General features: G+C 72.5%; 26 protein-coding genes. 9 read left to right on the top strand and 17 right to left on the bottom strand.

Annotated features, from left to right (window positions below; all coding sequences use genetic code 11):
* Positions 1–37: 37 nt before the first annotated feature.
* The 5 genes from Voc01_RS10750 to Voc01_RS10730 form a co-directional block, all read right to left on the bottom strand.
* Positions 38–1,255: a hypothetical protein gene (locus Voc01_RS10750; RefSeq protein ID WP_203927184.1), complete on the bottom strand. Its 1,218-nt coding sequence runs from the start codon at positions 1,253–1,255 to the stop codon at positions 38–40.
* The gene (locus Voc01_RS10745) at positions 1,255–2,184 is read right to left on the bottom strand and encodes a hypothetical protein (protein WP_203927183.1); all 930 of its coding nucleotides are present in this window, start codon (positions 2,182–2,184) and stop codon (positions 1,255–1,257) included. Before Voc01_RS10745 ends, Voc01_RS10750 begins: the two co-directional genes overlap by 1 nt.
* Positions 2,185–2,290: 106 nt before the next feature.
* Positions 2,291–2,722, bottom strand: a complete 432-nt coding sequence (locus tag Voc01_RS10740; protein ID WP_203927182.1) for a hypothetical protein — start codon at positions 2,720–2,722, stop codon at positions 2,291–2,293.
* 142 nt (positions 2,723–2,864) lie between these two features.
* Entirely contained in the window at positions 2,865–3,893 is a 1,029-nt protein-coding gene (locus tag Voc01_RS10735; RefSeq protein ID WP_203927181.1) for a hypothetical protein, read from the bottom strand.
* Positions 3,890–4,210, bottom strand: a complete 321-nt coding sequence (locus Voc01_RS10730) for a PadR family transcriptional regulator (protein WP_203927180.1) — start codon at positions 4,208–4,210, stop codon at positions 3,890–3,892. Before Voc01_RS10730 ends, Voc01_RS10735 begins: the two co-directional genes overlap by 4 nt.
* Before the next feature lie 149 nt (positions 4,211–4,359).
* Here Voc01_RS10730 and Voc01_RS10725 point away from each other — a divergent pair, with 149 nt between their 5' ends.
* Genes Voc01_RS10725 through Voc01_RS10715 form a run of 3 tightly spaced genes read left to right on the top strand, consistent with a single transcriptional unit; the run spans position 4,360 to position 9,106 of the window.
* Complete coding sequence (locus tag Voc01_RS10725) at positions 4,360–7,233, top strand: hypothetical protein (RefSeq protein WP_203927179.1); 2,874 nt, start codon at positions 4,360–4,362, stop codon at positions 7,231–7,233.
* A 2-nt stretch (positions 7,234–7,235) separates the two neighbouring features.
* Positions 7,236–7,628 carry a hypothetical protein gene (locus tag Voc01_RS10720; RefSeq protein ID WP_203927178.1) on the top strand — a complete coding sequence of 131 codons (393 nt, stop codon included), beginning with the start codon at positions 7,236–7,238 and terminating at the stop codon, positions 7,626–7,628.
* Complete coding sequence (locus Voc01_RS10715; protein WP_203927177.1) at positions 7,625–9,106, top strand: Hsp70 family protein; 1,482 nt, start codon at positions 7,625–7,627, stop codon at positions 9,104–9,106. The genes Voc01_RS10720 and Voc01_RS10715 overlap by 4 nt, the downstream gene beginning before the upstream one ends.
* On the opposite strand, the gene Voc01_RS10710 is transcribed toward Voc01_RS10715, so the two are convergent.
* Positions 9,092–9,595 (bottom strand): hypothetical protein, encoded by a 504-nt coding sequence (locus Voc01_RS10710; protein WP_203927176.1) that lies wholly within the window; start codon positions 9,593–9,595, stop codon positions 9,092–9,094. The two genes, Voc01_RS10715 and Voc01_RS10710, sit on opposite strands and share 15 nt — an antisense overlap.
* Before the next feature lie 112 nt (positions 9,596–9,707).
* Between Voc01_RS10710 and Voc01_RS10705 the strand changes: the two genes are divergently transcribed.
* Both Voc01_RS10705 and Voc01_RS10700 read left to right on the top strand, forming a co-directional pair.
* Positions 9,708–10,856 (top strand): sensor histidine kinase, encoded by a 1,149-nt coding sequence (locus Voc01_RS10705; RefSeq protein WP_203927175.1) that lies wholly within the window; start codon positions 9,708–9,710, stop codon positions 10,854–10,856.
* Entirely contained in the window at positions 10,849–11,523 is a 675-nt protein-coding gene (locus Voc01_RS10700; RefSeq protein WP_203927174.1) for a response regulator, read from the top strand. Before Voc01_RS10705 ends, Voc01_RS10700 begins: the two co-directional genes overlap by 8 nt.
* A gap of 4 nt (positions 11,524–11,527) precedes the next feature.
* On the opposite strand, the gene Voc01_RS10695 is transcribed toward Voc01_RS10700, so the two are convergent.
* From Voc01_RS10695 to Voc01_RS10685, 3 genes are read right to left on the bottom strand one after another with little or no spacing between them, the layout of a single operon-like run.
* Complete coding sequence (locus tag Voc01_RS10695; protein WP_203927173.1) at positions 11,528–12,508, bottom strand: ABC-2 membrane transporter-related protein; 981 nt, start codon at positions 12,506–12,508, stop codon at positions 11,528–11,530.
* Positions 12,508–13,356, bottom strand: a complete 849-nt coding sequence (locus Voc01_RS10690; protein ID WP_203927172.1) for an ABC transporter ATP-binding protein — start codon at positions 13,354–13,356, stop codon at positions 12,508–12,510. Before Voc01_RS10690 ends, Voc01_RS10695 begins: the two co-directional genes overlap by 1 nt.
* The gene (locus Voc01_RS10685) at positions 13,353–13,739 is read right to left on the bottom strand and encodes a GntR family transcriptional regulator (protein ID WP_203927171.1); all 387 of its coding nucleotides are present in this window, start codon (positions 13,737–13,739) and stop codon (positions 13,353–13,355) included. The genes Voc01_RS10690 and Voc01_RS10685 overlap by 4 nt, the downstream gene beginning before the upstream one ends.
* Positions 13,740–13,822: 83 nt before the next feature.
* Between Voc01_RS10685 and Voc01_RS10680 the strand changes: the two genes are divergently transcribed.
* The gene (locus Voc01_RS10680) at positions 13,823–14,665 is read left to right on the top strand and encodes a Rieske (2Fe-2S) protein (protein WP_203927170.1); all 843 of its coding nucleotides are present in this window, start codon (positions 13,823–13,825) and stop codon (positions 14,663–14,665) included.
* On the opposite strand, the gene Voc01_RS10675 is transcribed toward Voc01_RS10680, so the two are convergent.
* From Voc01_RS10675 to arfA, 6 genes are all read right to left on the bottom strand, one after another.
* The gene (locus Voc01_RS10675; protein WP_203927169.1) at positions 14,662–16,332 is read right to left on the bottom strand and encodes a family 43 glycosylhydrolase; all 1,671 of its coding nucleotides are present in this window, start codon (positions 16,330–16,332) and stop codon (positions 14,662–14,664) included. The two genes, Voc01_RS10680 and Voc01_RS10675, sit on opposite strands and share 4 nt — an antisense overlap.
* Positions 16,329–17,249 (bottom strand): glycoside hydrolase family 43 protein, encoded by a 921-nt coding sequence (locus tag Voc01_RS10670; protein WP_239160103.1) that lies wholly within the window; start codon positions 17,247–17,249, stop codon positions 16,329–16,331. Before Voc01_RS10670 ends, Voc01_RS10675 begins: the two co-directional genes overlap by 4 nt.
* A gap of 86 nt (positions 17,250–17,335) precedes the next feature.
* Positions 17,336–18,154: a carbohydrate ABC transporter permease gene (locus Voc01_RS10665; protein WP_203927167.1), complete on the bottom strand. Its 819-nt coding sequence runs from the start codon at positions 18,152–18,154 to the stop codon at positions 17,336–17,338.
* On the bottom strand, positions 18,154–19,122 hold the full coding sequence (locus tag Voc01_RS10660) for a carbohydrate ABC transporter permease (protein ID WP_203927166.1): 969 nt from the start codon (positions 19,120–19,122) through the stop codon (positions 18,154–18,156). Before Voc01_RS10660 ends, Voc01_RS10665 begins: the two co-directional genes overlap by 1 nt.
* Positions 19,123–19,128: 6 nt before the next feature.
* Positions 19,129–20,418, bottom strand: a complete 1,290-nt coding sequence (locus Voc01_RS10655) for an ABC transporter substrate-binding protein (RefSeq protein WP_239160102.1) — start codon at positions 20,416–20,418, stop codon at positions 19,129–19,131.
* A gap of 42 nt (positions 20,419–20,460) precedes the next feature.
* Positions 20,461–21,957, bottom strand: coding sequence for an arabinosylfuranosidase ArfA (arfA, locus tag Voc01_RS10650; RefSeq protein ID WP_203927164.1), 1,497 nt, complete (start codon positions 21,955–21,957; stop codon positions 20,461–20,463).
* A gap of 112 nt (positions 21,958–22,069) precedes the next feature.
* On the opposite strand from arfA, the gene Voc01_RS10645 reads away from it, so the two are divergent.
* A complete protein-coding gene (locus Voc01_RS10645; protein ID WP_203927163.1) occupies positions 22,070–23,080 on the top strand; it encodes a LacI family DNA-binding transcriptional regulator in 1,011 nt (336 codons plus the stop codon).
* Here Voc01_RS10645 and Voc01_RS10640 read toward each other — a convergent pair.
* Both Voc01_RS10640 and Voc01_RS10635 read right to left on the bottom strand, forming a co-directional pair.
* Entirely contained in the window at positions 23,077–24,261 is a 1,185-nt protein-coding gene (locus tag Voc01_RS10640) for an acyl-CoA dehydrogenase family protein (RefSeq protein WP_203927162.1), read from the bottom strand. The genes Voc01_RS10645 and Voc01_RS10640 overlap by 4 nt on opposite strands.
* A 64-nt stretch (positions 24,262–24,325) precedes the next feature.
* Positions 24,326–25,684 carry a sensor histidine kinase gene (locus tag Voc01_RS10635; protein WP_203927161.1) on the bottom strand — a complete coding sequence of 453 codons (1,359 nt, stop codon included), beginning with the start codon at positions 25,682–25,684 and terminating at the stop codon, positions 24,326–24,328.
* A gap of 60 nt (positions 25,685–25,744) precedes the next feature.
* Here Voc01_RS10635 and Voc01_RS10630 point away from each other — a divergent pair, with 60 nt between their 5' ends.
* Both Voc01_RS10630 and Voc01_RS10625 read left to right on the top strand, forming a co-directional pair.
* Positions 25,745–26,419, top strand: a complete 675-nt coding sequence (locus Voc01_RS10630; RefSeq protein ID WP_203927160.1) for a response regulator transcription factor — start codon at positions 25,745–25,747, stop codon at positions 26,417–26,419.
* Positions 26,420–26,462: 43 nt separating this feature from the next.
* A complete protein-coding gene (locus Voc01_RS10625; protein ID WP_203927159.1) occupies positions 26,463–26,960 on the top strand; it encodes a DUF1707 SHOCT-like domain-containing protein in 498 nt (165 codons plus the stop codon).

The following is a 26,960-nucleotide window of genomic DNA, read 5'->3' as shown; positions in this document are numbered from 1 at the left end:
GCGGGGGGCTGCGGCCGGCCGTCGCGTCTCGGGGCGGTCAGTCCCAGTCGGCCTGGGGGACGGCGACGACGACCCGCTTGTTCGGGTACTCGGCCAGCGACCACAGCATGTCCGCCTGGTCCGGGTGCGGGTAGTAGGACAGGTCCTCCGCACCCACCAGCCAGCGGTAGCTGCGCACCGCCGTCGTACCGCGGTCCCACACCCGCAGGTAGCCCGGCGACTGGCCGTTGCTCGACGAGAACCAGAACCGGCCGTTGCGGGCCGTCGCGCCCTGCAGTTGCGGGATGTGCGTGTCGTACGCCTCCGACGCGTAGGTCCGCCCGTCCGCCTCGGTGGCGGGCCACTTCGACGACGCGTTCAGCGGGTAGCGGATGACGCGCGCGTTCTCGTCGGGAACGCCGTTGCCGTCGGCGTCGGGGGAGTACTCGCCGACGACGAGGCTCGGCGGTGACGAGGCCTGGTCGAGCGCGACGAACGAGTGGCGGAACGCCGCGCCGGCCGACCGCACCCAGCCCACCTGCACGATGACGTTGGCGTAGTCGAAGGCGTGGAACGTGCCGTCGGACTGGCGACCGATCCTGTTGCCGTCACCGGTGTTCACCGAGTAGATGCGGTTCATGTCGAACACCCGGAACCCGCGCGACGTGTCGGCGACGTACAACAGGTTGCCGTACCACATGATGCCGCCGGCGTGGACGGGTACCGCCTTGAAGTTGCCGCCGGCCGTCGGCTCCACCGCGATCACGTGCCGGTAGGTGTTCGGCCAGTCGGCGTCCCAGTCCACGAAGGACAGTCGGAACCCCTTGTCCGGCGCCGAGGCGCTCTCGTTCTCGGGGATGTGGTACCAGCTCGTCAGCACGATCTGGTGGCTGTCGACGTGACCGGAGGACACCGCGTCACGGGACGTCGTGATCCCCTGCGGGTACCAGTAGTCGACCGCGTCGTCACCGTCGTTCCAGCAGAATCCCTCCACTGTGGACCGTGCCGACAGCTGCGCGTACGACGCCGCGTTGCACAGGCCGGTGCGTTCGCGGTTCGCCGCGGTCATGACCTGTCCGACGGTGCGCTTGCGACCGGTACCGAGCGCGCTGTCCAGCGCCGCGACGTTGGCGGCGAGGCCGCTGGTGTCGGTGGTCACGAAGAACTGGCGCGCGTTGATCGCGGCCGGCGCCGCCGCCGCGGCCGCCGGTGCGGCCGGCACGAACGCCGCGGCACACGACGCCAGCACGACGCCCGCGACCGTGACGACCCTCATCAGTAGGTCTGCGTTCCGCTACCGAACCGGAGCGTCGCCCGGTTGAACTCCAGCCAGTTCGACTGCGTGCCCAGCGAACCGCTGCGGCCGATGCGGGTGAGCACCCGACCCGCCGCCGCGGACGACTGCGGACCCCAGATGCCGTCGATCGCCAGGGACTGGCCCCATACGTACACCAGGCAGGCCTGTACGTGCTCGACCTGCGCCGACGATCCGCTCGAGAACGCCGTGTTGCCGCTGCCGGACACGCCGTTGTCGAAGTGGATGTGGTTGTGGTGCGCGGTGTTGTAGAGGTACGTGAGCGTGCTGCGGAAGTGGTAGTGGACGCTGGCGGCCGTGGCCCAGTACCGCTTGCGCGTGGTGGTGAGCGTGCTGCCGGTCTGGCTCCTCCACTGGTCGTACCGCGCGTTGAAGACCTGGTGAAGCGTCCTGGTGGCCGGGTCGGTCGCGTAGATGCGGCTCAGGTCGAAGGCCCGCCCGAAGTTGTGGTACGAGGAGCACCCGTCGCCCCGGTTGACGTACACGCCGTAGGTGCGGATCTGGAACGGCGGCCCCCACGCGATCGGGGTGTTCGCCCGGAAGAACTGGAACCACGTCTCGATGCGGTTGTAGAACGCGGCGTTGTAGTAGAAGGTGTTCGTCGCGCCGTCGCCGTCGGGTTCGTACGGGGTGACGAAGCCGAGGATCTCGTTGTGCTGCCAGATCGTCGACCCGCATGCTCCCGGGTCGAGCCCGTCCGGCGGAACGAGGTCCTCCGGCGTCACCTGTGTGACGTCGTGGTGCGGCTCGGTCGGGTCACCCGGGTCGACCGGCGGGTCCTCGATCCGGGTCGCGTACGCCGCGGCCGGCGGAACGACGATCAGGCCCCCGGCCGTGAGTCCGGCCGTGAGCAGCGATCGTCGTGACGTGAACCCCCGTGGAATGTCCATCATTGCTCCTCGTCGATGCGTCCGCCCGGTGAGGACGGTAAAAGCGCAGGTCGACAAGCGTCAATGATGGGAAATGTGTGGCAGATCGATGAGAAATCGATGAAAGCTACAGGACGACCTTGCGGCCCCATTCCCGGGCCCGTCGCGTGGCGGGCATGTGCGAATGGAACAACCACGCCTCGGCCTGGCAGTTGCGGCACATGCGCACCGCGCCGACCGGGGTGCGCAGCCCCTCGCTCAGCCGCGCGATGAGGTGCCGTTCGGCCACCGCCGCGCCGCACCGGCGGCACACCACCGGGTCGACCTGGATCACCGTGTACGACAGGTGGTGGTCGGCGTACCGGACGACCGAGTACTCCTTGCGCCCGACCTTCAGCGTCGGGTTGCGGGGCGCCCCGCCGAACGGTCCCAGCTCGGCGTTGGACATGCCGTCGGCGAGCCCCGCGATGAGACGGGTGCGGCGGCGCAGCCGTTGGAACGTGTCGGAGCTGTGGGTCGCCAGCCACTCCGGGTCGGCCTCGACACGCCATTCCCTCATGAGGGCCCCCTGGGTCGTCGGTACTGGCCGGGCCGGCGGGTCACGCCGGCTCCGCCGGGTCGTCGGTGCGGGTCGGCCGGTGGTTCGTGCCGGGTCCGCTGGTCGTCGGGGCGGGTTCTGTCCACAAGACGCGCCGGGTCCGCTAAATCGTTGGAGCGGGTTCGGCCGGCAGCTCCCGCCAGGCGCGTCGGGCCCGCAGCGCCACGGGCAGCCCCACCAGAACGAGAGCACTGATCTCGATCAGCCCGGCGGCCACGGCCGCGCCACGGTGGTCTGCCGTCGCGCCGGCGACGATCTCGGGCAGGGTCACCAGGCGCTGGACGAGCACGATCCCGCCCAGCATTGCCATGGCGAGCGACCACTCCGGCCGTCCACCGACCACCAGGTGAACGGCGAGCGCCACCGTGATGAGCGCGCACGCGATCGCCGGCCAGTCCACCAGCCATCCGGCCATCCGGAACGACGCCGTCGCGACGAACACCGCGGTGGTCACCGCGGTCACGGCCGGTAGCGCCAGGAGCCACGGCTTTCGCGGGACCGGCGGAGCGTCGTCGTGGTGGGCCCACAGGGCGGCGAAGACCAGCAGGTCGAGCAGCAGCGACATCCACCGCCCGGCCAGCGGCGGGTGGCCGGCGACCAGGTCGACGGTCGCCGTGAGCAGCACCGCGCCGACGGAGATCGAGGCGAGCAGCCGGGCGGCGGACCGGTACCCGAGAACCAGCGCGAGGTACGCCGGCAGCGCGGTGGCCACCAGCAGGGCCTGCGTCATCGGCAGCACCCCGGTGACGGGGTCGCCGGGGAGGTTCGGTGCGGAGAACCCGGGCAGCTTGCCGATCACCCACAGGTGCGCGGCGGTGCCGACCACGCCCGCGGACGCGCTCACCAGTAGACCGATCAGGGCGACGAGCCGCACGGCGTCGCCCAGGAACCGGGGGCGGCGGGCGTCGGTGGACGAGCCGGGCAGTCGCAGGCGGATCGCCAGTCCCACCACGCTGGCCACCTCGGAGAGCGGCGGCCGGCCGAACTCGGCGTGGTACTCGGCGTCCTCGGGGTCGTCCGGTGCGGAGGAGACGAGGAACGTCGCGACCATCTCCTCCTCCCACTCGGCGCGGTAGTCCGCCGGAAGGATTCGTAGGAGAGAGCGGTAGCGCTCTTCGAGAGCGGTGCTCACGCTGTTCCACCCTGGAGAAGGCCGACGGCGAGCCGGGCGTTCTCCGCCATCCGGGCGGCCTCGGCGGCGAGATACCGGCGCCCGTCGTCGGTGAGCGTGAAGTAGCGACGCAGCCGGCCCTGCCAGACCTCTTCGCGGTCGAGCTCGACGAGGCCTTCCTTGACCAGGCGGTCGAGCACGCCGTAGAGGGTGCCGACCTTCAGCCGCGTGCGCCCACCGGACAGCCGGGCGACCTCCTCCACGATGCCGTACCCGTGGCGGGAGGCGCCGACCAGCGCCGTGAGGACGAAGAACGCGGGCTCCGTAGCGGAACTCATGGCGCGAATATATCGCCCACCAGAATATTATGGAAGACAGGTGGCTTCTGATCAGGGGACGCGGTTCACCCACTTCGTCGATGTGACGACGCGGGTGGCAACTGGGAAACTTGCATCCATCGTCCCGTGGCGTGTGTGCCACCGTCCGAATGGAGCCCTTGACCCTGCGCGCGAGGTCCGAGCCGAGCGCGGCCGAACCACCGCATACGCGGTGGTGCCGCGCGTGCGGAGCCGTTCCCAGGGGACGCCTCCACCAGGCACAGGGCGAGAGCTGTGGCCCGTGCGGCACGCCGCTCGACCCGCCGGAGCCCGGGCCGGAGCGGATCGGCCGGATCGTGCTGGTCGGCAACCGGCTGCTCCCGCGGCACGCGGTCGCGGTGGCCGAGCGGGTGGTCGGGGTCGGTCAGGGCGCGGGGCCGGCAGCGGGACAGCAAGCGGAGCAGCATCTTTCGCACGAAGCGGACCACCCGGCGGAGCGGGACGCCAGGCAGCACGTCGGGCGCCAGGCTGGGCACGGTGGCGACCAGGGCATCGAGGTGCTCGTCCTCGATCGGAGCGACACGCCCGTCCCCATAGCGGTCGAGCGGTTCGACCGGCTGCCCGAGGTCACCCTGCCGGTGCCGGCCGTCACCAGTGCCGCCGGCCGGCTCTGGGCGGCCATCCGGGCACGGGCGGCCGGCGCGTTCCGGGCGCGTTGGTCGGACGCCGCGGTCGACTCGGCGGCGGTCGACGCCGCGACGATCAGCCTCGGCACCCGGCGGTCCGCCGCGCTCGACCTGGTGACGCTGGGGCTGGCGCCCCGCCCGGAGCTGGGCCTCAGCCGCTTCGAGACCGCGTGGTACCAGGCCCGCGGCGTGGCGTACCCGCCACCGGGCCGACCCGGCGACCCGGCCGCGCTGCTGCGACTGCTCGCAGAGCTGCCCGCCGGCGGCTACCCCGACCGGGTGCGCCTGCTGATGCCCTGGCTCACCGAACTCTGTGCCGACCCCCGGCTCCGCGGGACGGCTTCGGAGCTCGTCGAGCCGTTCACCACCTCCTCGGCCGACGCGCGTGCGCTGGTGGCGGTGCTCAGCGCGTCACCTCAACAGGACGTTGAGGAGCTTCTGGGCGAGTACGTCCGGACGGCCGGGACCGAGGGGGAGGTCGCTCTCGCCCGCGCGATCGTCGACGGGGGGCCGCTGCCGGACGCACCCGGGACGAACGCTCCGGCGCTGGCTGACCTGCGCCGCCACGCGTCCGCGCTGGCGCGCTGCCGCGAGGACCCGGGCGGGGCCACCGACGAGGACCTGGCGACGGTGGGCTTCGTCGCCGAGCGGGCGCGGCGCGCGTACCTGGCCGGCGACGCGGCGGCGCTGTCCGGGGACCATGAGGCGGAACGGCATTACCGGGCGCTGCTCTCGTACCGGGCGGGTGAACCGTTCGAGAGCACTGATCTCCGTCCGGTCGCGCGCTCTGTGGTCGCGCAGCTCGACGGATCCGTCGCGGGCGCCGAGGTCGCGGCGGACCCGTCGGCGTGGCCGGCGCTGTGGCGAGCGGCGATCGAGGGACCGCGGGTCGCCGTCGAGGGATCACCAGCGGCGGTCGGGGGCTCGCGGGCCGGCGCCGAGGAAGCGCGTGCGGGCGTCGAGCGTGCGGGCGCCGACGGAGAGCCTGCGGGCGCCGACGGAGAGCCTGCGGGCGTCGACGCAGCAGGTGTCGCAGGGGTGCGAAGCGGCGCCCGAAGCGGGCTGCTCGTCGAGGACGACCTCCGCGCGGAGCACCCCGAGTTCGGGTGCTGGCTCGACCTCGGCGCCGTCCACAGGTCGCTGGCCGATGGCCACTGGGCGGGAGCCGCCGCGGCTGCCGACGCGGTGGCCTCGGTGAGCGGGATCCTCACGCTGCGGGCCGAGGCGCTCAACCTCGCCGCCTACGCCTGCTGGCAGCTCGGCCGCACCGACGACGCCCTGCGCCGCCTCGACGAGGCGCTCGCCGTGCACCCCACCGAAGGGGTGGCGGTGAACGCCGCTCTCGTCGCGGACGGGGCGGCCGTGCTGCCCTACCTGGCCCGGGTAATGGGGCTGACCGCGTCACCGACGGTGCGGGCCGGGGCGTTGACCCGGGCGATCGACCTGTGGACGGCGGGGATGTGCGGGCCGGGTTATCCACCGGCGCTCGCCGCGATGGTGCGGGGTGGGCTCGCGGTGCCGCAGGACGACGACGAGCTGCACCGGACGCTGCTCACACTGTCGTTCCGGAACGACCGCGCGTGGCTGGCATCGGCGTCGGTCACCGTGAGCGGTGCTCTCCAGGAGCGCACGACCCGGTACGTGCAGCGGCGCGCCGCGTACGAGACCAGACCGTCGAAGGTGACGCTGCGCGCGGTGACCGTGGCGCTGGTCGGCGTGTGGCGGCTGCACCCGCGTCCGGCCTGGGCCACCGCCGAGCTGGCCTGGCTCACCGACGTGTTCGAGCGGCTGCTGGAGGCGCCGTTCGACTCGGCGACGAACCCGGTGCCCGCCGTCGAGACGCTGCTCGGCACCGAGGTGCTCGACCTCGCGCCGTCGCTGATCCTCAGCGTGCGGGCCGGTGCCCACCTCGCCCGGGCGGCGGAGCGGCGGGGCCGGTCGCTGCCCTCCGAAACCGAACGCAAACTGGTGCTCGACCCCGTGCGTACCTACCGGATGCGGCGCGCGGAGCTCGACGAACAGGACCGGAAGAGCGTCGAGGCGGCGCTCGCCGCCGGGCTCGAGGCCGCGACGGGCGCGATCGTCACGGTGACCGTGACGCGAAACCGCCAGCTCGTCCGCCGGTTCCGGCAGCTGGAGATGGAGCCCGTGCAGGACTACGCCGACGGCCGACGGGTCGTGGCCCAGCGGATGTACGTGCTCGACCGCTTCGACGGACACGTCCGGCGCTGCCGCGCGTACCTCAAGGCGATGGACGGGTTGCCGGTCAACGAAGGGTTCGTCAGGCAGGTGCGCGACGCGATCGACGGGTGGACGGGTATCAGCTCCCGGGTACGCCGGTCACTGAGGGCGGTGTAGCGGTGGAACGGCGCAACCCCTACCTGGTGCTCGGGCTGCCCTTCGGCGCCTCCCGGGACGAGGCCGTGCGGGCGTTCGCCCGGCGCACCAAGTTCCTGCGCCGGCTCGGGCCGGAGAGCCGGGCCCGGCACACCGACCTCACCGGAGCGCTGCACGAGCTCGAGACCGCGCCGCCGGATCCGGCCGCGCGGATGGCGCCGTACCGCATCCCGGCCGACCCGCGCACGGCCGAGCTGACCGCGGACGGCGTCTTCGGACCGGGCGTGTTCGCGCCCGAACCGGAGACGCTCACGCAGACGCCCGACGTGGGTGACCTCCGCCGCGCGGCGGCCTTCGAGTACCTGCGGCTCGTCGTCCGGGCCCGCGGCCAACGGTTGGGACCGCCGGCGCCATGACCTCCGCGTACGGAATCGACTTCGGGACCACGAACAGCGTGCTCGCCCGCGTGACCGACGGTCGGGTGGAGACCCTGCCGCTGGTCGACGAGATCCCGGCCGCCTGGGCCGACCTCGGCTTCGACCGGGTGCTGCCCTCGGCGTTCACCGTGGACAACGGCGCCCCGGTGTTCGGCTGGCCGGCCAAGACCCGCACCGGCCGCCGGGTCGAGGCGGTCAAGCGTCTCCTCGCGACCGACGACGTCGTCGAGGCCGACGGCGTCACCGTGCCGGTCGAGGTGGCCGGCGCGCTGCTGCTGCGTCAGGTGCGCCGGCGGGTCGACCAGCTGGGCGGGGAACCGCTGACGCGCGCGGTCGTCACGATCCCGGCGAACAGCCGCGGGCTGGCCCGCGCCCGCACGAAGCTCGCCGCCGACCTGGCCGGCATCGAGGTACTCGCACTCATCAACGAACCCACCGCGGCGGCGCTCGCGCACGCCAGGGCGATCGCCGCCGACCAGCGGGTGCTGGTGTTCGACTGGGGCGGCGGGACGCTCGACGTCACCGTGCTGCAGGCCGTCGAAGGGTCGTTCATCGAGCGGTCGTCGATGGGGATCCAGCGGCTCGGCGGGTTGGACCTCGACGCCGCGTTGCTCGCCGCCGTCGAGCCGTACGTTCCCGCGGCGGCCGGCTGGTCGCCGGAGGAGCGCGACCTGTTCCGGCTCAACCTGGAGCTGGGGAAGATCCAGCTGTCGACGGAGAAGGCGGTCGACGTGCTGCTCCCCGACGGCAAGGTGGCGCTCAACGTGGCCCGCAACTTCCTGGAGAATGCGATCGCGCCGCTGCTCGAGCGCGCCCGCGAACCCCTGGAGGTGTGCCTGCGCGAGAGCCCCGGCCGCATCGACCACCTGGTGATGGTCGGCGGCAGCTCGCGGATGCCGGCCGTGCAGCGGTTCGTGGCCGGGATCGTCGGCGTCGACCCGAACACCGAGATCGACCCGATGACCGCGATCGCGGAAGGCGCGGCGATCGCGGCGGGCGTGCTGCAGGGGACCGTGACGGACGTCGACTTCCACGTCGGCGCGGAGCACGCGCTGGGCACCGTGGCCCGCGACGACGTGACCGGCGAGAGCCGGTTCTCCGTGCTGATCGGGCGCAACACCAAGTACCCGGCCCGCACGACGCAGGTCTACACGCCGGTGCAGGACTTCCAGGAGGAGATCGCGGTCCTCGTGGTGGAGGGCCACCCGGACAAGCCGTTGGACCACGAGGACAACGTGCTGCTCGCCGACTGGCTGATCCCGTTGCCGGAGAAGCGGCCCCTGGCCGACTCGGCGGTGGAGATCACGTACGAGTACGACGTCGACGGGATCCTGCACGTGGTGGTCCGGGACCTCGCGACGGGACAGGCGTTCGTCGACGAGCAGCTGGCACCGGGCGCCGGCCGCGACTCCGCGGAGCTCGACGACCTCCGGCGCCAGGTCTCATCGTGGGTGTGACGGCGGCGTGGCGACCGTCAGCAGAGCGTGGCAGACCGCGAGCAGCAGCGCGGCGTCGAGGTAGTGGCACGCCATCGCGCCGAGGTACGACGGCCCGCCCCACGCGTTGTGGGTGAAGTTCGGGTCGAGCCCGGCGACGACCTGCTCGCCGACGCGCCACACCACGTAGACCTCCAGGAACACCAGGAACCCCACCGCCAACCAGCGCAACGGGTTCCGCGTGCGGAACGCCGCGCCGATCCGGGCCGCCGTCGGACGGCCGAGCGGCGCGAGGATCACCTGCCAGCCAGCGGGGCTGCGGTTGGAAACCACCAGGAACCAGACCGACACGACGGCGAGCACGACCAGGTGCGGGACCCACGCCTCGGTGCCGGGCGTGTGCCGCTCCACGACGGGGTCGCGGTTGACGTACCAGACGACGCCGCTGGCGAGTCCGAGGAGCAGGGCGACGGCCGCGACGGCGACCGCGGGACGGGACAGGTTCGTCATGGCCTCCACACTCGTCCGGACCGCACCCTACGGGCGTCACGCCCCGGAATGATCCGTCGCGTCATTCCCGGGCGTGACGCGGTCACCCCGGCGCGCCGCTAGCGTGACCGGCATGCGCCGTCCCACGCCTGTCGACGTCGTCCTCGCCGTGGGGACGTTCGGGGTGTTCACGTTGCCGGTGCTGATCCGCGGCACCGGGCACGGTCCGGTGGCGGCGGTCGCGGTGCTCGGCGCCGCGGTGTCGGTTCCGTTGCTGGCCCGACGGACCGCGCCGGTGGCGGTGCTCGTCGCCGTGACGCTCGCGCTCGTCGTCGCGGTCTTCGCCGACGTGCGGTTCACGCCGTTCGTCAGCAACGCGGGGCCGGCACTGGGGATTGCCGTTCTCACCGTGGCCGAGCGGCTTCCGCGCGGTGCGTCGCTGCGGGTCTGCGGGGCGTGCGTCGGGCTGCTCACGGCCGCGGAGGTCGTCGCGATGACGCTGCCGCGGGAGACCGAACAGAACGCGATCCAGCTGATGCTCGCCGTTCCCGCGTGGCTCGTCGGGTATGCGCTCGGCAGCCGGCGGCGGGCCGAGGCCCGCCTGCGCGTCGAGGAGGACCTGCGCGCGAAGGAGTCCGAGCGCCGGATCCGCGCCGAGGAACGGCTGCGGGTGTCGGCCGACGTCCACGACATCGTGTCGCACACGTTGAGCATGATCGCGGTACGGTCGGGCGTGGCGCGGATGGTGCTCGACAAACGTCCCGACGAGGCGCGCGAGGCGTTGTCGTCGATCGAGACCGCGAGCCGGAGCGCGCTGAACGACCTCCGCGCGGTGCTGTCCTCGTTGCGTGAGGCCCCGCCGGTCGGCGGCCCGGCCGTCGAGCGCCCGGCGCTCTCCGACGTCCGTTCGTTGGTGGACCGGATGCGCGGCGACGGATACCCGGTGACCCTCGTGCTGCCGGCCGACGCGACCGCGCCGCCGCTCGTGGCGGAGTCGGCGTACCGGATCGTCCAGGAGGCGCTGACGAACGTGGTGCGCCACGCGGGCCGCGTGCCGGCCTCGGTCGAGGTGTCGCGCGACGCGGACGGGCTGACCGTCGCGGTGACGAACGGACCCGGTTCCACCGGTGCCGGACCGGGTTCGGGGCTCGGCCTCACCGGGATGCGCGACCGCGTCGCCCTGCACGACGGGACGGTGGAGGCCGGCCCGCTCGCCGACGGCGGGTTCGCGCTCCGGGTCCACTTTCCGTTGCGACAAGCGGAAGGGGACCGCGGTGCGTGACCCCGTGCGGGTTCTCGTCGCCGACGACGAGGCGCTGGTGCGCGCCGGGTTCCGGGTGCTCCTCGAGACCTCGTCCGACTGCACGGTGGTCGGCGAGGCCGCCGACGGCGCCGCGGCCGTGCGCCAGTGTCGCACGTTGCGGCCCGACGTGGTCCTCATGGACATCCGCATGCCCGTGATGGACGGACTCGAGGCGACCCGCCACATCGCGGGGGACGACCGCGTCGACGCCCGGGTCCTGATCGTCACGACGTTCGGCGAGGACGAGCACGTGTTCGCCGCGCTGCGGGCCGGCGCCAGCGGCTTCATCCTCAAGGACACCCCACCGGAGGACCTGCTGAGCGCCATCTCGGTCGTCGCGGGCGGGGAGGCGCTGCTGACCCCGCGCGTGACGACCCGGCTGGTGGCGGAGTTCGTGCGGCGCACCACCGGCCGCGTGTCCACCGGGACGCCCGTGGGCCTCGACGACCTGACCGAGCGGGAACGCGAGGTGCTGGTGCAGGTCGCGGCCGGCCGGTCGAACGCGGAGATCGCCGACCACTTCGTCGTCAGCCTGAACACGGTCAAGACGCACGTCGGCCGGCTGCTGCAGAAGCTGTCGGCGCGCGACCGGGCCCAGCTCGTCGTGTGTGCCTACGAGAGCGGGCTCGTGGTGCCCGGCGGCTGACCGTTCAGCGCAGCCGCACCACCAACCCGGTCGCTACGACCAGAACCGCGGCGAAACCGAGGAACCAGGCCGAGTCGACCGCCTGCATCGCCCAGAAACTGCTGTCGGGGTGGTACTCGGTGTAGTGGCGCAGCCCGTTCTCGGCCAGGTACTTCTCGAGCGGGCTGCCCGCGCCGTGCACCGCGCCGGCCGAGTCGCCGAAGACCCGGTCGATGATCGCCGCCTCTTCGGCCGACGACACCCGGTGGCCGGCCGCGTCGATCCACCCGGCGCCCACGGACCAGTCGGTGTCGGTCAGCCCGGCCGTCCCCGGGTCGGTCATCGGGTCGGTGACGCGCACCCGCGGCGTCAGGTAGCCCGGCCGGGCCTGCTCCTCCATGGTGATGCGCACCGCGAAGAACCCGCCGAGCGTCACCGCCATCGCCACGACCACCCGGCGGAGAACGGCGCCGGCGAAGGCACCCAGCGCGAGCGCGAACAGCGACGCCGCGACGAGGCTCGGCGCGCTCACTACGAACGACGCAGTCCGCAGGCGGCCGCCGAGCTCGTCGAGCGGCGCCCGCCACCACGTGAACAGCAGCGCGAACGCGAGGCTGACGGCCGCGACCCCGACGGCCACGACAGCGAGCCGCCCCGCCAGCCAGCGCAGCCGGGTGACGCTCTGGGTGAACGCGAGCCGCCAGGTGCCGGTCTCGAACTCCCGGCCCAGCATCGGCGCGCCGACGAACACCCCGGCCAGCCCGGGCAGCAACGCGACCCACGCGAACCGGTTGCCCCACTCGGTGTACCGGTTCAGGAAGGCCGAGACGACCGCTTCGCAGCGGTCGGCCGGGGTCGCGGCGTGCGCGCATGCGGAGACGCCGTCGGCGACGTAGCGGTGGTGCATGTCGACGCCGGTGACGAGCACCGGAACGGCGACCGCGGCGAGGAGCAGCGCCGCGACGAGCAGCTCGGAGCGGTGCTGCCGCCAGGTGACCCACAGCATCACGCGCCTCCACCGAGGTAGGCGAGCACGACTTCCTCCAGCCCGACCGGCCGCGCCTGCCAGCGCGGGTGGGTCGGCACGTCGACGTGCTGGCGCACCAGCAGGGTGCTGTGCCGTTCGCCGTGGGTCGCCTCCACGACGCCGTCGACCGCGTCGTCGCACCGCGGACCGCTGAGCAGCCGGTGGTTGGCGAGCAGGTCGTCGATGTCACCGGCCAGCACCACGCGGCCCTCGTGCAGCAGCACCAGATGGTCGCAGACCCGTTCGAGTTCGGCGACGACGTGCGAGGACAGGAGCACGGTGAGGTCGCTGCCGGCGACGGCGTCGATGAGGGACCGCATGAACTCCCGGCGGGCCAACGGGTCCAGGCTCGCCACCGGTTCGTCGAGCACCAGCAGCCGCGGCCGCTTGGCCAGTGCGAGGCTGAGCGCGACCTGGGCCTGCTGGCCGCCCGACAGCCGGTTCACCCGGCGGTCGAGCGGGATGTCGAGCGCGGTCAGCCGTGCCGTGGCCGAGGCGGTGTCGAACCGCGGGTTCAACGACCGTCCATAGTGGAGCATGTCGGCGACGGTGAAGCCGCGGTACAGCAAGTGGTCCTGTGCCATGAAGCCGACCTCGGCCAGCCCGGCCGGGCGGTCCATCCGCAGCGGTTCGCCGAACACCCACACCGCGCCGGCGGTGGGCCGCAGCAGCCCGATCGCCAGGTGCAGCAGCGTCGTCTTGCCGGCGCCGTTGTTGCCGACGAGACCGACGATGGCGCCGGTGGGCAGGTCGAGGGTGCAGTCGCGCAGCGCCCACCGCCGGCGGTACCGCTTCCCGAGGCCGTCGAAGCGCAGAGCCGTGGTCATGCCGCGCGGCTCTCGTCGTCGAGGGTCGCGGTGACCAGCGCGCCGATCTGCTCCCGGTCGAGACCGGCGGCGCGGGCCGCGCGCAGCCAGTCGCGCAGGCCGTGCGACAGCCGGGCGTACGCGGCGGCCGGGACCTCGCCGACCTGCCCGCTGACGTAGGTGCCCTGCCCGGCGCGCGGGGTCACCAGGCCGGCCCGCTCCAGCTCGCGGTAGGCCTTGGCGACGGTGTTCGGGTTGACCACGACCGCGGCGGCCACCTCCCGCACCGTCGGCAGCCGGTCGCCCTCGCGGAGGTAGCCGAGCAGCACGGCGCGCCGCACCTGGTCGACCAGTTGCAGATACGTCGGCACGCCGGAGCGTGGATCGAGCCGGAACGCGAACACGCGCGACCTCCCGTGTGCTTGTACTAGTGCGATAGTACACAGTGGTCGGTTTCGTGCCACCCGCGGTGGGTAGCCGAAGGGCCATGGTGCTGGTGGACGCGATTGAACAGGCCGAACGACTCGATCCGGTCAGCGACAGGATCCAGAGGACCGTCGACAGGGCGCCCCGGCGGCTGCGCGACTTCCTGCACGGGGTGTGGCTCGGCCACCCCCTGCACCCGGCGCTGATGCACGCCCCGATCGGCGCGTGGATCTCGGCGTCCATCCTCGATCTCATGCCCGGCCAGGAGAAGGCGGCCACGACCCTGGTCGCGACCGGCGTGGCCGGCGCGGTGCCGACCGCGGCCGCGGGCTGGAACGACTGGGCCGCCCTCGACAGCGAGCAGCGGCGCACCGGCCTGGCGCACGCGGCCTGCAACGTGGCGGCGGTGGCGCTGTACGGCGGATCGCTCGTGGCCCGGCTCAAGGGAAGGCACGCGCGGGGCAGGCTGCTCGGCTTCCTCGGGCTCGGCGCGATGGGGGCGGGCGCGTACCTGGGCGGCCACCTCGCCTACAAGCAGGGTGCGAACGTCAACCAGGCCGTCGCCGACCTCATGCGGGTTCCCGAAGAGTGGCAGGACCTCGGTCCGCGGTCGGAGTATCCCAACGGGACGCCCGTGGTGCGGCGGATCGGCGACGTGCCGGTGCTCGTGTACCGGCGCGGCGAGGACTACACCGTGATGATGGAGCGGTGCGGCCACCAGACCGGTCCGCTCGGCGCGGGCGAGCAGGTCGAGGTCGACGGCGAGCCGTGCGTGGTGTGCCCGTGGCACGGCAGCACGTTCCGGCTCGCCGACGGCCGCGTGGTGCACGGGCCGGCCGCGACCAACCAGCCTCTCCTGGAGGCCCGGGTGGTGCGCGACCGGCTCGAGGTGCGTAAACCCTAGGCGCGGTAGACCTTCACGTAGTCGAAGCTCGCGACGGCACCCTCGCCGCCGTGTGAGATCAGGCCGATCCGCGCGGCGGTGGGGAGCACCCACACCCCGCCCCACGACCAGTGGCGCCCGTCGGTGCTCCAGCCCGCGCGGTAGCGGTGCTCGCCGCCGACCACCGTGTGCGCGACGCGCAGCCACGTCGTGTCGGCGGGCGGTCCCTCGACCATGCCGCCGTAGGACAGCCTTCCGGCGTACGGGAGCTCGCGCCCGAACTCGATCTGGCGCGTGTTCCAGATCGCGACGTGGCTCAGCCGCGCGAAGTCGTCGTCGCCGGCGTACACGACGAGCCCGGCCTGCTGGTAGTTGCGCACGGTGTCGACGCCGAGGTCGATGGTCACCTTCGTCTCGACGACGTAGTCGCCGCGCGGCGCGTCGCGCACGAGGACCGCGGCGGTGTTGTCGGGACCCACGAGGTCGGCGGCCTGGGTCGGCCAGCGCAGCGCGCCACCGTCCACTGTGGCCCGCGGGTCCTGGCGGATCCACGTCCAGCCCGGGCCCGGGGGGCGGTCGAAGTCGTCCCGGAGCAGCACCCGGCCGGCGCGGGGCTCGCGGCCCGTACCCGGGTTCCGGCCGTCGGAGGCCCACTGTCCATCGCGGACGGACGGCCAGCCGCCGGTCCACGTGAGCGGGTCGATCAGCATGGGGCGCCGGTTGATCCCGTCGGTCCCGTTGAGGTACGGCTGGTTCCGGTCGATCGCGTGGTACACGAACCAGTCGCGGCCCCTCTCGTCGGTGACGACCGCGTTGTGACCGGTGCCGATCCAGCGGTTGCCGTTCGGCTGGATCACCGGGGTGCCGCCGACGCGGCTCGTCAGCAGCGAGGCGCCGTCGCGGTCGACGAACGGGCCGGTGGGCGTGCGGGACCGGCCGGCGAACACGCTGTACCCGGTGGTCGGACCGGCGCAGCAGTTGGCCGCCGACCCGAACAGGTAGTACCAGCCGTCGCGCCGGACGACGTACGCGCCCTCGTAGCGGTTGTCGATGGTCACCTGGGTCGGCGCGCCGGTGACCGTGCGGCCGTCGCGGCTCAGCGGCACGACGTGGATGCCGCCGAAGTACGAGCCGTAGTACAGCCAGAGGTTCCCGCCCGCGTCGACCAGTTGCGCCGGGTCGAACGTCCACAGGAAACCGCCACCCGCGGCGGGACGCGGCGCGACCAGGGGTGCGCCGCTGTCGGTCCACGGGCCGAGCGGCGACGGCGCGGTGGCGACCCCGATCGCCGAGTCCTCTCCGGCGTTGAGCGTGGTGTCGGTGACCGTGTAGTAGAGGACGTACGTGCCGTTGGTGTACCGGATGTCGGGCGCCCACAGCCCCGCGGTCGGGGTCGCCCAGGCCGGCCGGTTCGCGGCGGAGAACGCGTCGCCCGCGTACGTCCAGTTCGCGAGGTCCCTCGACGTGAGGATCGGGAACACGTGCGGGGTCGTCTCGCCGGCCTTCAGCGGATCACTGGTGCCGAACGCGTACCAGACACCGTCCTTCCCTTTGATGACAGCCGGATCGGCGAACGTGTCGGCGGCGGGCGCGGAGACGGGATTTTCGTACCGCGGGGTGGCCGCGGCCGCTCGGCCCGGGATGAACAGGGTGGCGGCGACCAGGGTCAGGGCAAGGGGTCTTCTCATCGGCGCTCCTCGGGAAGCGGTTGGGGAGCCGAGGTCGGTCCGTGGACGACGGGGCGTCCGTCGGACCAGGTGACCTCGTCGAGCCAGAGCTGGCGGCCGGGGGACACGGCGCCCTCGGCGCCCTTCGGCCAGGCGTGGTACAGCAGCCAGGTGCGTCCCGCGTGCTCGACCATCGACGCGTGACCCGGCCCGGAGGCCTTGTCACGCGAAGCGAGCACCGGGTTCTCCGGCGCCTTGACGCACGGGCCGAACGGCGTGTCGCAGACGGCGTAGCCCTCGGCGTACTCGGCCCTGTCGTAGGCGTTGGCGGCGTAGAACAGGTAGAGCTTTCCGGCGTTGCGCCAGAGGAACGGGCCCTCCACGACCCGACCCTCCCACGGCTCGGTCTGCTTCAGCAGTTTCGCCGGCGCACCGACGAGTGTCAGCCCGTCGGGCGACAGCCTCTGCGCGTAGATCCACGTGTCGACGCCGATCGCGTTGCCGTCGTTCTTCCACAGCAGGTACAGGGTGCCGTCCGTATCACGGAACGGGCCGGCGTCGATCGAACCACCCAGGTCGGCCTGGCAGATCAGCGGACCGGTGCCGGCCGCCGTGTACGGTCCGGCCGGCTGTGCCGCCACCGCGACCGCGACGCACTGCCGCCCCGACGCGCGGTCGGCGACGGTCACGTACATCACGAACCGGTCCGGCGCGAGCGCGATGACCTCCGGCGCCCACGTCTTTCCGCCGTCGGCCCAGTCGGGCAGCGTCGGCAGCGCGTCGCCCCTCGGCGTCCACGTGACGAGGTCGGGCGAGGTGAGCACCGGCACGTTGCGGCCGCCGGCGTTGGTGTGCACGAGGTACCAGGCGTCGCCGGCCCGGAACGCCTGCGGGTCGGGCGCGTCGCCCGTGTACACCGGGTTGGTGAACGTTGTCACCGGGGGATCCCCGTTCCCTTGTGAGGACGGGGATCCCCCGCATCCACCCACCGTGAGGAAAGCCAGTAGCAGGACGAGCGCACGTCTCACCCTTTCAGCCCGCTCCGTGACACGCCTTCGATGATGTAGCGCTGCGCGAGCACGAACAGGATCAGCGCCGGCACACTCGCCAGCACCGCACCCGCCATGATGACCGGGTAGTCGGAGACGTACGCGCCCTGCAGCAGGCCGAGCCCGGCCGGAAGGGTCAGCCGGTCGGCGCTGAACAGCACGTAGATCGGCCACAGGAAGTCGTTCCAGTTGCTGAGGAACGACAACACGGTGAGCGTCGCCAGCGCCGGCTTCGACAGCGGCAGCACCACCCGCACGAAGATCTGCCACTGGTTGGCGCCGTCGAGCACCGCCGCCTCCTCCAGCTCGCTGGGGAGCGAGAGGAAGAACTGACGCAGGAAGAACACGCCGAACGCGCTCGCCGCACCCGGCACCACCACGACCGTCAGCGTGTCGAGCCAGTCGAACGTGTCGGCGACGAGGAAGTTCGGGATGATCAGTGTGGCCGGCGGCACGAACAGCGTCGCGACGATCAACGCGAACATGAAGCCGCGCCCCCGGAACCGCATGCGGGCCAACGCGTACGCGGCGGTCGACGCCGTCACCAGGACCAGCCCCGCGTGCAGCGTCGCGGCCAGCATGCTGTTGACGAACCAGCGCAGCACCGGGTTCTGCGAGCCCGCTTCGAGCAGCTGCCCGTACCCGTACGTGGAGACCGGGTCGGGCAGCCACGTCGGCGGGCTCTGCTGCGCGTCCGAGTAGTCCTTGAACGACGTGACCAGCATGAGGACGAGCGGCAGCACGAAGACGGCCGTGAGCACGACGAGCGCCGCGTAGAACAGGGTGCGTCTCATCAGTCCTCCCGGTACCGGAAGATGCGGAAGTTGGCCAGGCTCACCAGGATCAGCATCAGCGTGAGCGTGACGCTCATCGCCGCCGCGCGCCCCGCGTCGTTCTGCCCGAGGCCCCGCTCGACGATGTACGACACGACGGTGCGGGTCTCGTCGCCCGGAGCGCCCTGGGTGATGAGGTAGGACTGGCCGAACATGTTGGCGGAGGCCAGGATCGTCGTGGTGACGACGAACAGCAGCACCGGCCGCAGGCCCGGCAGGGTCACGTTCCGGAACCGGTCCCAGGCGTTGGCGCCGTCCATCGTGGCCGCCTCGTACAGCTCACGCGGGATGTCCTGCAGGCCGGCGAGGTAGATGACCGCGTTGAACCCGCACGTCCACCACACGGTGACCCCGACGAGCGACACCCACGCCCACGGCGTCGCAGTGACCCAGGGGGTGTCGGTGCCCAGGAGGTGGTTGACGAAGCCGAGGTTCGCGTCGAGCAGGAACCGCCACAGGAGACCGATCACCGCGACGCCGAGCACGTACGGCGCGAAGTACACCGCCCGGAAGAACGTGCGGCCGGGGAACGACCGGTTCAGCAGCAGCGCCATTCCCAGCGGCACCACCACGAGCAGGGGCACCGACGCCACGGTGAAGATGGCCGTGGCGCGCACGCTCTCCCACCAGTCCTCGAAGACCAGCGAGTCGGAGGTGAACAGCTCCGTGTAGTTGTCGATGCCGACGAACGGCTTGTTCGGCAGCTGGAAGTCCCACTGGTGCAGGCTGAGCCAGATGCCGAGGAACACCGGCAGCAGCCCGAACACGCCGAAGATGACCAGGTACGGCAGCAGGAACAGGTACGGCGTCGCGCGGCCGTGCCGGCTCGTGGCCGGACGGGACGGCGGCTTGACGTCCGCCGCCCCGGTCACCGTGGGCCGAGCTGGCTTGGCCGGCTCCGCCGGCTGGGCGAGCAGTGGAGCGGCCATGAGGGATCAGGTCCCGTACTTCTTGCGGTTGTCCTCGAGGAGCTTGTCGGCCTTGGCGGCGCCCTCGTCGAGCGCCTGCTTCACCGGCTTCTTGCCGAGGACCGCCTCGTTGAACGCCGTGTAGAAGAGGTTGGTCACGTCGCCGATGCCGGGCGCGGCCGGCGGGAACGCGGCGTCGGGAAGCTCGGCGGCGAGCGTGTTCACCTCGGTGAGATCCTTGAACTTCGGGTCCTCGAGCACCTGCTTGCGGGCCGGAACCTGGCCGCCGGCGGCCCAGTCGAGCGAGTGCTGGCTGAGCCAGTTGATGAACACCTTGGCGCCGTCGACCTTGTTGCCGTCGGCACCGCGCGGCTGCTGGACGATCGTGAAGTTGTGCGAGTTGGCCCAGACGGACTTCTTCGAGCCGAGCTGCGGCATCTGCGCGACGCCCCACTGGATCTCCGGGCTCTTCTTGAGGTCGTTGACCTGCCAGATTCCGTTGACGTTGAACGCGTTCTTGTTGCTCTTCAACGCCAGGTAGTCGGCGTCCTGGCCGACGTTGGCGGGGGAGTGGCCGTCGGCGACCAGCTTGGCGCACCAGCTCACGGCCTCCACGGCCTCGGGCGAGTTGAACGTCGCCCTGGTGGCGTCGTCGTTGTAGAGCGAGCCGCCGAACTGGTAGACGAGCGAGTAGCCGGTCATGCCTCCGGTGAACTGGAACGGGCTCATCCAGAAGCCCTGGATCCCCTTGCCCTTCAACGCCGAGAGGGCCTGCTCCAGCTCCGACCGGTTCGTCGGCGGCTTGTTCGGGTCGAGCCCGGCCTGCTGCAGCAGCGCCTTGTTGTAGTAGAAGCCGACCGGGTGCATGTCCAGCGGGATGCCGTAACGCTTGTCCTGGTACAGCCCGCCCTTCCAGACGGTGGGCGCGAAGTCGGCCTCCGTCAGCTCGAGCGCCTTGGCGACGTCGTCCACCGGCGCGATCACCTTGCGGGCGGCGAACGTCGCGAGCTGGTCCATGTGCATCACGGCGATGTCGGGACCGTTGCCGCTGGAGACCGCGCCGGGCAGCTTGGCGTAGTAGTCCTCCCAGCGGTACGTGGCGACCGTGATCGCGATGTTGGCGTGCTCGGTGTTGAACTGGTCGACGAGCTTCTTGAAGATGTCGCCGTCGCCGCCGGTGAACCCGTTCCACAGGTTCAGCGAGACCTTGGGCCCGGTGTACTCCTTGCCGCCGGTGTTCGAGCCGGCGCCGGCGTTGTCGTCGTCGTTCCCGCAGGCGGAGAGGCCCAGCGCGGCGGCGCCGATGCCGGCGCCCATTCCTAAGAGGTGGCGGCGGGAAAGGTTCATGGCGGGATCCTTCTACGAGGCGGTGAAGCGGATCAGGTTCCAGGAGGCGGCGCGCAGCCGCACCGACGACCGTCCACTGTCGACGGTCGGAGCTCCGAGGGTGACGGGCGTGACCCGGTCGGGCGCGGCCGGGTCGTTGACGTCGTCGCCGGCGTCGATGGCGATGTGCTCCTCGCCGCGTGGCGCGGCGAAGGCGCGGAGGTCGAGGTCGAGGGTCAGGTCGGTGTCGCCGCGGTTGACCGCGAAGACGGCCAGCGCGCCGGTCTCCTCGTCGTGGGTGGCGACGGTGTCCACCGAGGACACCTCGCCGTACCTCGTGGTGTCGTGGGTCGGTCCGGTGGGCTCGGTCAGCAGGACCGCGCCGCGGGCGTACCGGGCCGTCAGCGCGAACGGGTGGAAGATGGTCTGCCGCCAGGCGGCGCCACCCGTGATCGTGCGGATCGGCGCGATGACGTTGGCCAGCTGCGCCTGGCACGCCACGCCCACCCGGTCGGCGTGCCGCAGCAGCGTCACGAGCAGGTCGCCGACGACGACGGCGTCGGTGGCGGTGTAGGTGTCCTCGATCAGCGCGGGCGCCTCGACCCAGCCGCGGTCCATGTCGGTGCGCAGCCGCGACTGGTACCAGACGTTCCACTCGTCGAAGGAGATCTGCAGCTTCTTCCTGTGCCGCTGCTTCGCCGCGACGTGGTCGGCCGTCGCGACCACCTCGCGGATGAACGCGTCCATGTCGACGGCCGACGCCAGGATGCTGGCCCGGTCGCCGTCGGACGGGTCGTAGTAGGTGTGTGCGGAGATGTAGTCGACGTGTTCGTAGGTGTGCTCGAGGACGGTCGCCTCCCAGCCGGCGAACGTCGGCATGCCGCGGTTGGAGCTTCCGCACGCGACGAGGCTCACCGAGGGGTCGATGAGCTTCATCGCCCGGGCCGTCTCGGCGGCGAGCCGGCCGTACTCGTCGGCGGTCTTGTGACCCACCTGCCACGGCCCGTCGAGCTCGTTGCCCAGGCACCACAGCTGCACGCCGTACGGCTCGTCGACCCCGTGCTTGCGGCGCAGGTCGGAGAAGTGGGTGCCGCCCGGGTGGTTGGCGTACTCGAGCAGGTCGCACGCCTCCTGCACGCCGCGGGTGCCGAGGTTGACCGCGAGCATCGGCTCGACACCGGCCTCCGCGGTCCAGCGCATGAACTCGTCGAGGCCGAACGCGTTCGTCTCGATCGAGCGCCACGCGAGGTCGAGGCGGCGCGGCCGGTCGCCGACCGGGCCCACGCCGTCTTCCCAACGGTAGGACGAGACGAAGTTGCCGCCGGGGTAGCGAACCACCGAGACGCCCAGCTCACGGGTCAGGTCGAGCACGTCGCGGCGCAGGCCGAGCGCGTCGGCGCTCGCGTGGCCGGGCTCGAACACCCCGCCGTACACGCAGCGGCCCATGTGCTCGACGAACGACCCGAACAGCCGCCGGTGGGCCGGGCCCACCCGGAACGACGGATCGACCGTCACGCGCGCCGTCGTCATCGGCAGTCACCTCGCCTTCGATGTGTGGCTACTTTTTACAACGTTGTATTCAACGTTGTAAAGAGGCATGCGCACGGTAAAGTGCCAGCTGATCGAGAGAGAGGTGCGGGGGGTGCGGCACAGGTTGAAGGACGTCGCCGAGCGCGCGGGCGTGTCCGTGAAGACCGTGTCGAACGTGGTGAACGGCTACGTCCACGTGCGGCCGGACACCCGGGCCCGCGTGCTGGAGGCCATCTCCGAGCTCGACTACCGGCCCAACATCAGCGCCCGCAACCTGCGCCGGGGCCGCACCGGGATCATCGCGCTGGCCGTGCCCGAGCTCGACCTGCCGTACTTCGCCGAGCTGGCCCGGCACGTGGTCACCGCCGCCGCCCGGCACGACTGGACCGTCCTCATCGACCAGACCAGCGGTGACCGCGAGCAGGAGCGCCTGGTGGCCGGCGGCATCCGCGACCACCTCATCGACGGGCTGATCTTCAGCCCGCTGGCGCTCACCGGTGCCGACCTGAACGCCGGCTCCCAGGGCACCCCGATGGTGCTGCTCGGCGAGCGCGTCGACCACGGCCCCGCCGACCACGTCGCCATCGACAACGTGGCCGCCGCCCGCGACGCGACCGCCCACCTGATCGCGCTCGGACGCCGGCGCATCGCCGCGGTGGGCGCCCAGCACACCGCCGAGGCCGCCACCGCGCGCCTACGCCTGGCCGGCTGGTCGGCCGCGCTCACCGACGCCGGCCTGGACCCCGACCCCGCCCTGGTCGCGCCCGCGCCGTCGTGGCACCGGGCCGACGGCGCCGCGGCCGTGCGCGACCTTCTCGCCCGCGGCACCCGCCCCGACGCCGTGCTCTGCTTCAACGACACGCTCGCGCTCGGGGCGATCCGCGCCCTGCACGACGCCGGCCTACGCGTGCCGGCCGACGTGGCGGTCGCCGGCTTCGACGACATCGAGGACGGTCGCTACTTCATCCCGACGCTGACCACCGTCGCCCCCGACAAGGCCGACCTGGCGCGGGTGGCGGTCGACCTGCTGGCGGCGCGGATCGCGGGCGGCGACGAGCCGGTGCCACCCCGCGAGGAGACCGTGCCGCACCGCCTCATCGTGCGGGAGAGCACCGGACGCTAGGGCTCGACAACCTCGTCCTGGCGGCGCTCGGTACCCGACGCGACGGCCTTCGCCCGGGCCCGGCTCGCGCGTCGCGCGATCGCCCACTTGTGGGTCTCGGTGGACCCGTCGTAGACGCGGAACGGCCGCACCTCGTTCATGAACGAGGCCAGGGGCAGCGCGTCGGACAGGCCGTCGCCGCCGCACAGCTGCATGGCCCGGTCGATCACCGCGAACACGGCCTCGGAACAGTGCACCTTGGCCACCGACGACAGCGCCGACCCGGCGCGGGGATCGGTCGCCAGCGCGTTGGCGGTCTTCGTGATGATCGCGTCGGAGGTCTCGATGTCGATGACGCTGCGGGCGACGAGGTCCTGCGCGAGCCCGAGGTCCTTCATCGCCGAGCCGAAGATGCGGCGGTGCTCGACGCGGTCGAGCGCGATGTCGAGCGCGCGCCGGGCCAGCCCGAGCCACCGCATGCAGTGCGTGAGCCGGGCCGGGCCCAGCCGCACCTGCGCGTAGCGGAAGCCCTCGCCGACGGCGCCGAGCACCGCGTCGTCGGCGACGACGCAGCCGTCGAAGTGGACGTACGGGTGGCCGCCCGCGATGGCGCGGTCGATCGCGTGCACCTGCCCGCCGACGCGGAAGCCGGGGTTGGCGGTGTCGACGAGGAGCATCGTCGCGCCGGTGTCGTCGGTGCGGGCCATGACGATCGCGAACGCGGCACCCTCGGCGCCGCTGATGAACCGCTTGGTGCCGTCGATCCGCCAGCCACCGTCGACGCGCGTGGCCGTGGTGGTGAGCGCGTCGGGGTCGGAGCCGGCGCCGGGGTGCGGCTCGGTCATCGCGAAGCACGACCGGACCCGGCCCTCGGCGAGGGGACGCAGGAAGCGCTCCTTCTGCGCGTCGGTGGCCACGTTCTCGAGGAGGTACATGTTCCCCTCGTCGGGCGCCATGCAGTTCAGCGCCGCCGGTCCGATGGGGGAGTACCCCGCCTCCTGGAACACCGGCGACCAGTCGGCGATGGTGAGCCCGGCGCCGCCGTACTCCTTCGGCACGTGCGGGGCGAACACCCCGTGCTCCTTCGCGGCCTCCTGCAGCCGGCCGCGCTCCGCGTCGGACAGGTACCCACCGGGCCGGGGCTCGCTGGGAAGGACGACATCGCGGACGAACCGCCGCGTGCGGTGGACCAGGTCGTTCATCCGGTGGCTCCGTGCTCGGTGGGGCTGGCGGGCCCGACCAGTATCGCGGGACCCGGCCGGTCGATCACGGCTTCGGCAGGGTGATCTGGAACTCGGCGCCGCCGCCGGACGCCGGTGCGACGCTCACCGTTCCGCCGTGCGCGGCGGCCAGTTCCCGCGCGATTGCGAGGCCCAGCCCGGCGCCGCCACGCTGCCGCGAGCGGTCCTCGTCGAGGCGGACGAACCGGTCGAAGACCCGCTCCCGGTCGGCCTCGGGGATGCCCGGTCCGTCGTCGGCGACGACGATGGTGGCGGCGCCGGCGGTCTCCGCGAGCGTGATGGTCACCGTGGTTTGAGCGTGCCGGGCCGCGTTGTCGGCGAGGTTGCGCAGGATCCGCTGCAGGTGGTGCGGATCGCCGGTGACGCGCACCGGCGCGGCGCGCACGTCGACCCGCAGATCGGCGCGGGACGCGGTGATCCGGTCGCGTTCGGCGTGCACGAGGTCGTCGAGGTCGACGTCGTCGCGGCGTACGTTCAGCCCCGACTCGTCGACGCGGGCGAGCAGCAGCAGGTCGTCGATCAGCCGGGCCATCCGGCCGCTCTCGCGGTGCATGCGGGTCACCTGCGCGGCGGCGTGGTCGGGCAGCGGCGCCGCCGACAGGATGTCGAGACCGGCGTGGATCGTCGACAGTGGACTGCGCAGCTCGTGGCTGGCGTCGGCGACGAACCGGCGCTGCGCGGCGGTCGCGGTCTCGATGCGGTCGAGCATCGTGTTCATCGTGGTCGCGAGCGCGGCGATCTCGTCGGTGGAGTCGGGGACCGGCAACCGCCGGTGCAGGTTGGTCGCGCTGATCGCGGCGGCCTCCCGGCGCATCGCCTCGACCGGACGCAGCCCGCGCCCCACGAACACGAACGTCGCCGCGCCCACGACGAGCGTCAGCAGCGGCAGGCCGACGAGCAGGGCCGTGCCGGCGACCTCGGTGCCGTCGTCGACCTCGTCCATCGAGCCGGCGGCCAGCACCACGTAGGTGCCGTCGGGCCGGCCGACGCCCACGGCCACGACGCGGAACTCGTCCTCGTCGACGTCCCGGCCCTCCCGGGCCATGCGACCGGCCGCCGGGCGCAGCGGGGACACCGGTCCCGCGCCGGCGACCGACGCCGACGCCGCGAGCACCGCACCGGACGGGTCGAGCACCTGGACGACGATGTCGTCGCCGGGCGTCGAGCGCACCGCGGCGGCGAGGTCGGCGTCCGTCGCACCGCCCACCATCGCGGAGACCCGGGCGGCCCGCTCGGCGGTGGCGCTGTCGACCCGGTCCGCCAGCAGCAGCCGGGCGGTGACGACCAGCGCGACCCCGGTCACCACCGTGGCCGCCGCCACGACGGCGGCCGCGGCCAGCGCGGACCGCAACCGGACACCGGACCGGGGACGCAGAGACCGCATGGTGCGGCACTGTACGGGCTACGACCTGAAGGAGCGCTGAAATCCCGCTACCGTCGGCTCATGCGGGTGCTGCTGGTCGAAGACGAGGAGAACCTCGCCGCGACGGTCCGCGACGGACTGGCCGCGGAGGGGTTCACCACCGACGTGGCGGCCGACGGCGTCGACGGGCTGTGGGCCGCGACCGAGACGCCGCACGGCGCCTACGACGTGATCGTGCTCGACCTCATGCTGCCCGGGCTCAACGGCTACGAGGTGTGCCGGCAGCTGCGCGCGCGTGAGGTGTGGACGCCGGTGCTCGTGCTCACCGCCAAGGACGGCGAGTACGACCAGGTCGACGCGCTCGACCTCGGCGCCGACGACTACCTCACGAAACCGTTCTCGTTCCCCGTTCTCCTCGCCCGGCTGCGGGCACTGGTCCGGCGCGGCGCGCCGCAGCGGCCCGTGGTGCTGACCGCCGGCGACCTCGAGGTCGACCCGGCCGCCCGCCGCGTGAGCCGGGCCGGCACCCCGGTGGCGGTGACGCCGCGGGAGTTCGCGATGCTCGAGTTCCTGATGCGCAACGCCGGCGTGGCCGTCAGCAAGACGCAGATCCTGGAGAACGTCTGGGACGCGGGATTCGACGGTGACCCGAACATCGTCGAGGTGTACGTCAACTACGTGCGCAGGAAGATCGGCCGCACCGCGATCCGCACCGTCCGCGGCGCCGGCTACCTCCTCGACCCCGACGGCGGCTGACGCTTTAAGCGTGCTTTCAGCTGCCATCAGGCACCATGCGGGCATGACAGACGTGCAGATGACCGGGGGCGTCCGGTGCTCCGATGCCGACCGCGAGCGGACCTCCGAGCGCCTGCGCACCGCGGCCGCCGAGGGCTACCTGACGATGGACGAGCTCGACGAGCGCCTCACCCGCGCGTACGCGGCGCGCTACGGGCACGAGCTCGACGCGCTGGTGCTCGACCTGCCCCGGGCCCGCCGGGTGCTTCCGGGCGCACCGTGGACGCGGCTGATGCTGCTGGTGGGCCGGCACGGCGCGGGCTGGCGGCGGCGCCGGCTGATGCTCGCGGTCGTCGCCGGGCTGGCGGTGCTCGCGCTGGCCGGCGCCGCGGGACTGGAGGGCCTGGACCTCTTCGAGGGCGCCGACGACAGTGACGGTGCCGGCGACAGTGACGGTGCCGGCGACAGTGACGGTGCCGGCGACAGTGACGGTGCCGGCGACACTGACGGTGGCGGCGACACTGACGGTGGCGGCGACAGCGAAGGCGCCGACGACGACTGA

This window comes from Virgisporangium ochraceum, assembly GCF_016863655.1.
GTDB lineage: Bacteria > Actinomycetota > Actinomycetes > Mycobacteriales > Micromonosporaceae > Virgisporangium > Virgisporangium ochraceum.
This window is presented reverse-complemented; position numbering and strand designations above follow the sequence as displayed.

Excerpts from the sequence above, each read along its gene's own strand:
- Voc01_RS10625 (WP_203927159.1), top strand. The coding sequence starts at position 26,463 with ATGACAGACGTGCAGATGACCGGGGGCGTCCGGTGCTCCGATGCCGAC.
- Voc01_RS10675 (WP_203927169.1), bottom strand. The coding sequence starts at position 16,332 with ATGAGAAGACCCCTTGCCCTGACCCTGGTCGCCGCCACCCTGTTCATC.
- Voc01_RS10710 (WP_203927176.1), bottom strand. The coding sequence starts at position 9,595 with ATGACGAACCTGTCCCGTCCCGCGGTCGCCGTCGCGGCCGTCGCCCTG.
- Voc01_RS10740 (WP_203927182.1), bottom strand. The coding sequence starts at position 2,722 with ATGAGGGAATGGCGTGTCGAGGCCGACCCGGAGTGGCTGGCGACCCAC.
- Voc01_RS10665 (WP_203927167.1), bottom strand. The coding sequence starts at position 18,154 with ATGAGACGCACCCTGTTCTACGCGGCGCTCGTCGTGCTCACGGCCGTC.
- Voc01_RS10640 (WP_203927162.1), bottom strand. The coding sequence starts at position 24,261 with ATGAACGACCTGGTCCACCGCACGCGGCGGTTCGTCCGCGATGTCGTC.
- Voc01_RS10660 (WP_203927166.1), bottom strand. The coding sequence starts at position 19,122 with ATGGCCGCTCCACTGCTCGCCCAGCCGGCGGAGCCGGCCAAGCCAGCT.
- arfA (WP_203927164.1), bottom strand. The coding sequence starts at position 21,957 with ATGACGACGGCGCGCGTGACGGTCGATCCGTCGTTCCGGGTGGGCCCG.
- Voc01_RS10705 (WP_203927175.1), top strand. The coding sequence starts at position 9,708 with ATGCGCCGTCCCACGCCTGTCGACGTCGTCCTCGCCGTGGGGACGTTC.
- Voc01_RS10725 (WP_203927179.1), top strand. The coding sequence starts at position 4,360 with ATGGAGCCCTTGACCCTGCGCGCGAGGTCCGAGCCGAGCGCGGCCGAA.
- Voc01_RS10690 (WP_203927172.1), bottom strand. The coding sequence starts at position 13,356 with ATGACCACGGCTCTGCGCTTCGACGGCCTCGGGAAGCGGTACCGCCGG.
- Voc01_RS10630 (WP_203927160.1), top strand. The coding sequence starts at position 25,745 with ATGCGGGTGCTGCTGGTCGAAGACGAGGAGAACCTCGCCGCGACGGTC.
- Voc01_RS10680 (WP_203927170.1), top strand. The coding sequence starts at position 13,823 with ATGGTGCTGGTGGACGCGATTGAACAGGCCGAACGACTCGATCCGGTC.
- Voc01_RS10635 (WP_203927161.1), bottom strand. The coding sequence starts at position 25,684 with ATGCGGTCTCTGCGTCCCCGGTCCGGTGTCCGGTTGCGGTCCGCGCTG.
- Voc01_RS10695 (WP_203927173.1), bottom strand. The coding sequence starts at position 12,508 with ATGCTGTGGGTCACCTGGCGGCAGCACCGCTCCGAGCTGCTCGTCGCG.
- Voc01_RS10715 (WP_203927177.1), top strand. The coding sequence starts at position 7,625 with ATGACCTCCGCGTACGGAATCGACTTCGGGACCACGAACAGCGTGCTC.
- Voc01_RS10750 (WP_203927184.1), bottom strand. The coding sequence starts at position 1,255 with ATGAGGGTCGTCACGGTCGCGGGCGTCGTGCTGGCGTCGTGTGCCGCG.
- Voc01_RS10745 (WP_203927183.1), bottom strand. The coding sequence starts at position 2,184 with ATGGACATTCCACGGGGGTTCACGTCACGACGATCGCTGCTCACGGCC.
- Voc01_RS10655 (WP_239160102.1), bottom strand. The coding sequence starts at position 20,418 with ATGGGCGCCGGCATCGGCGCCGCCGCGCTGGGCCTCTCCGCCTGCGGG.
- Voc01_RS10730 (WP_203927180.1), bottom strand. The coding sequence starts at position 4,210 with ATGAGTTCCGCTACGGAGCCCGCGTTCTTCGTCCTCACGGCGCTGGTC.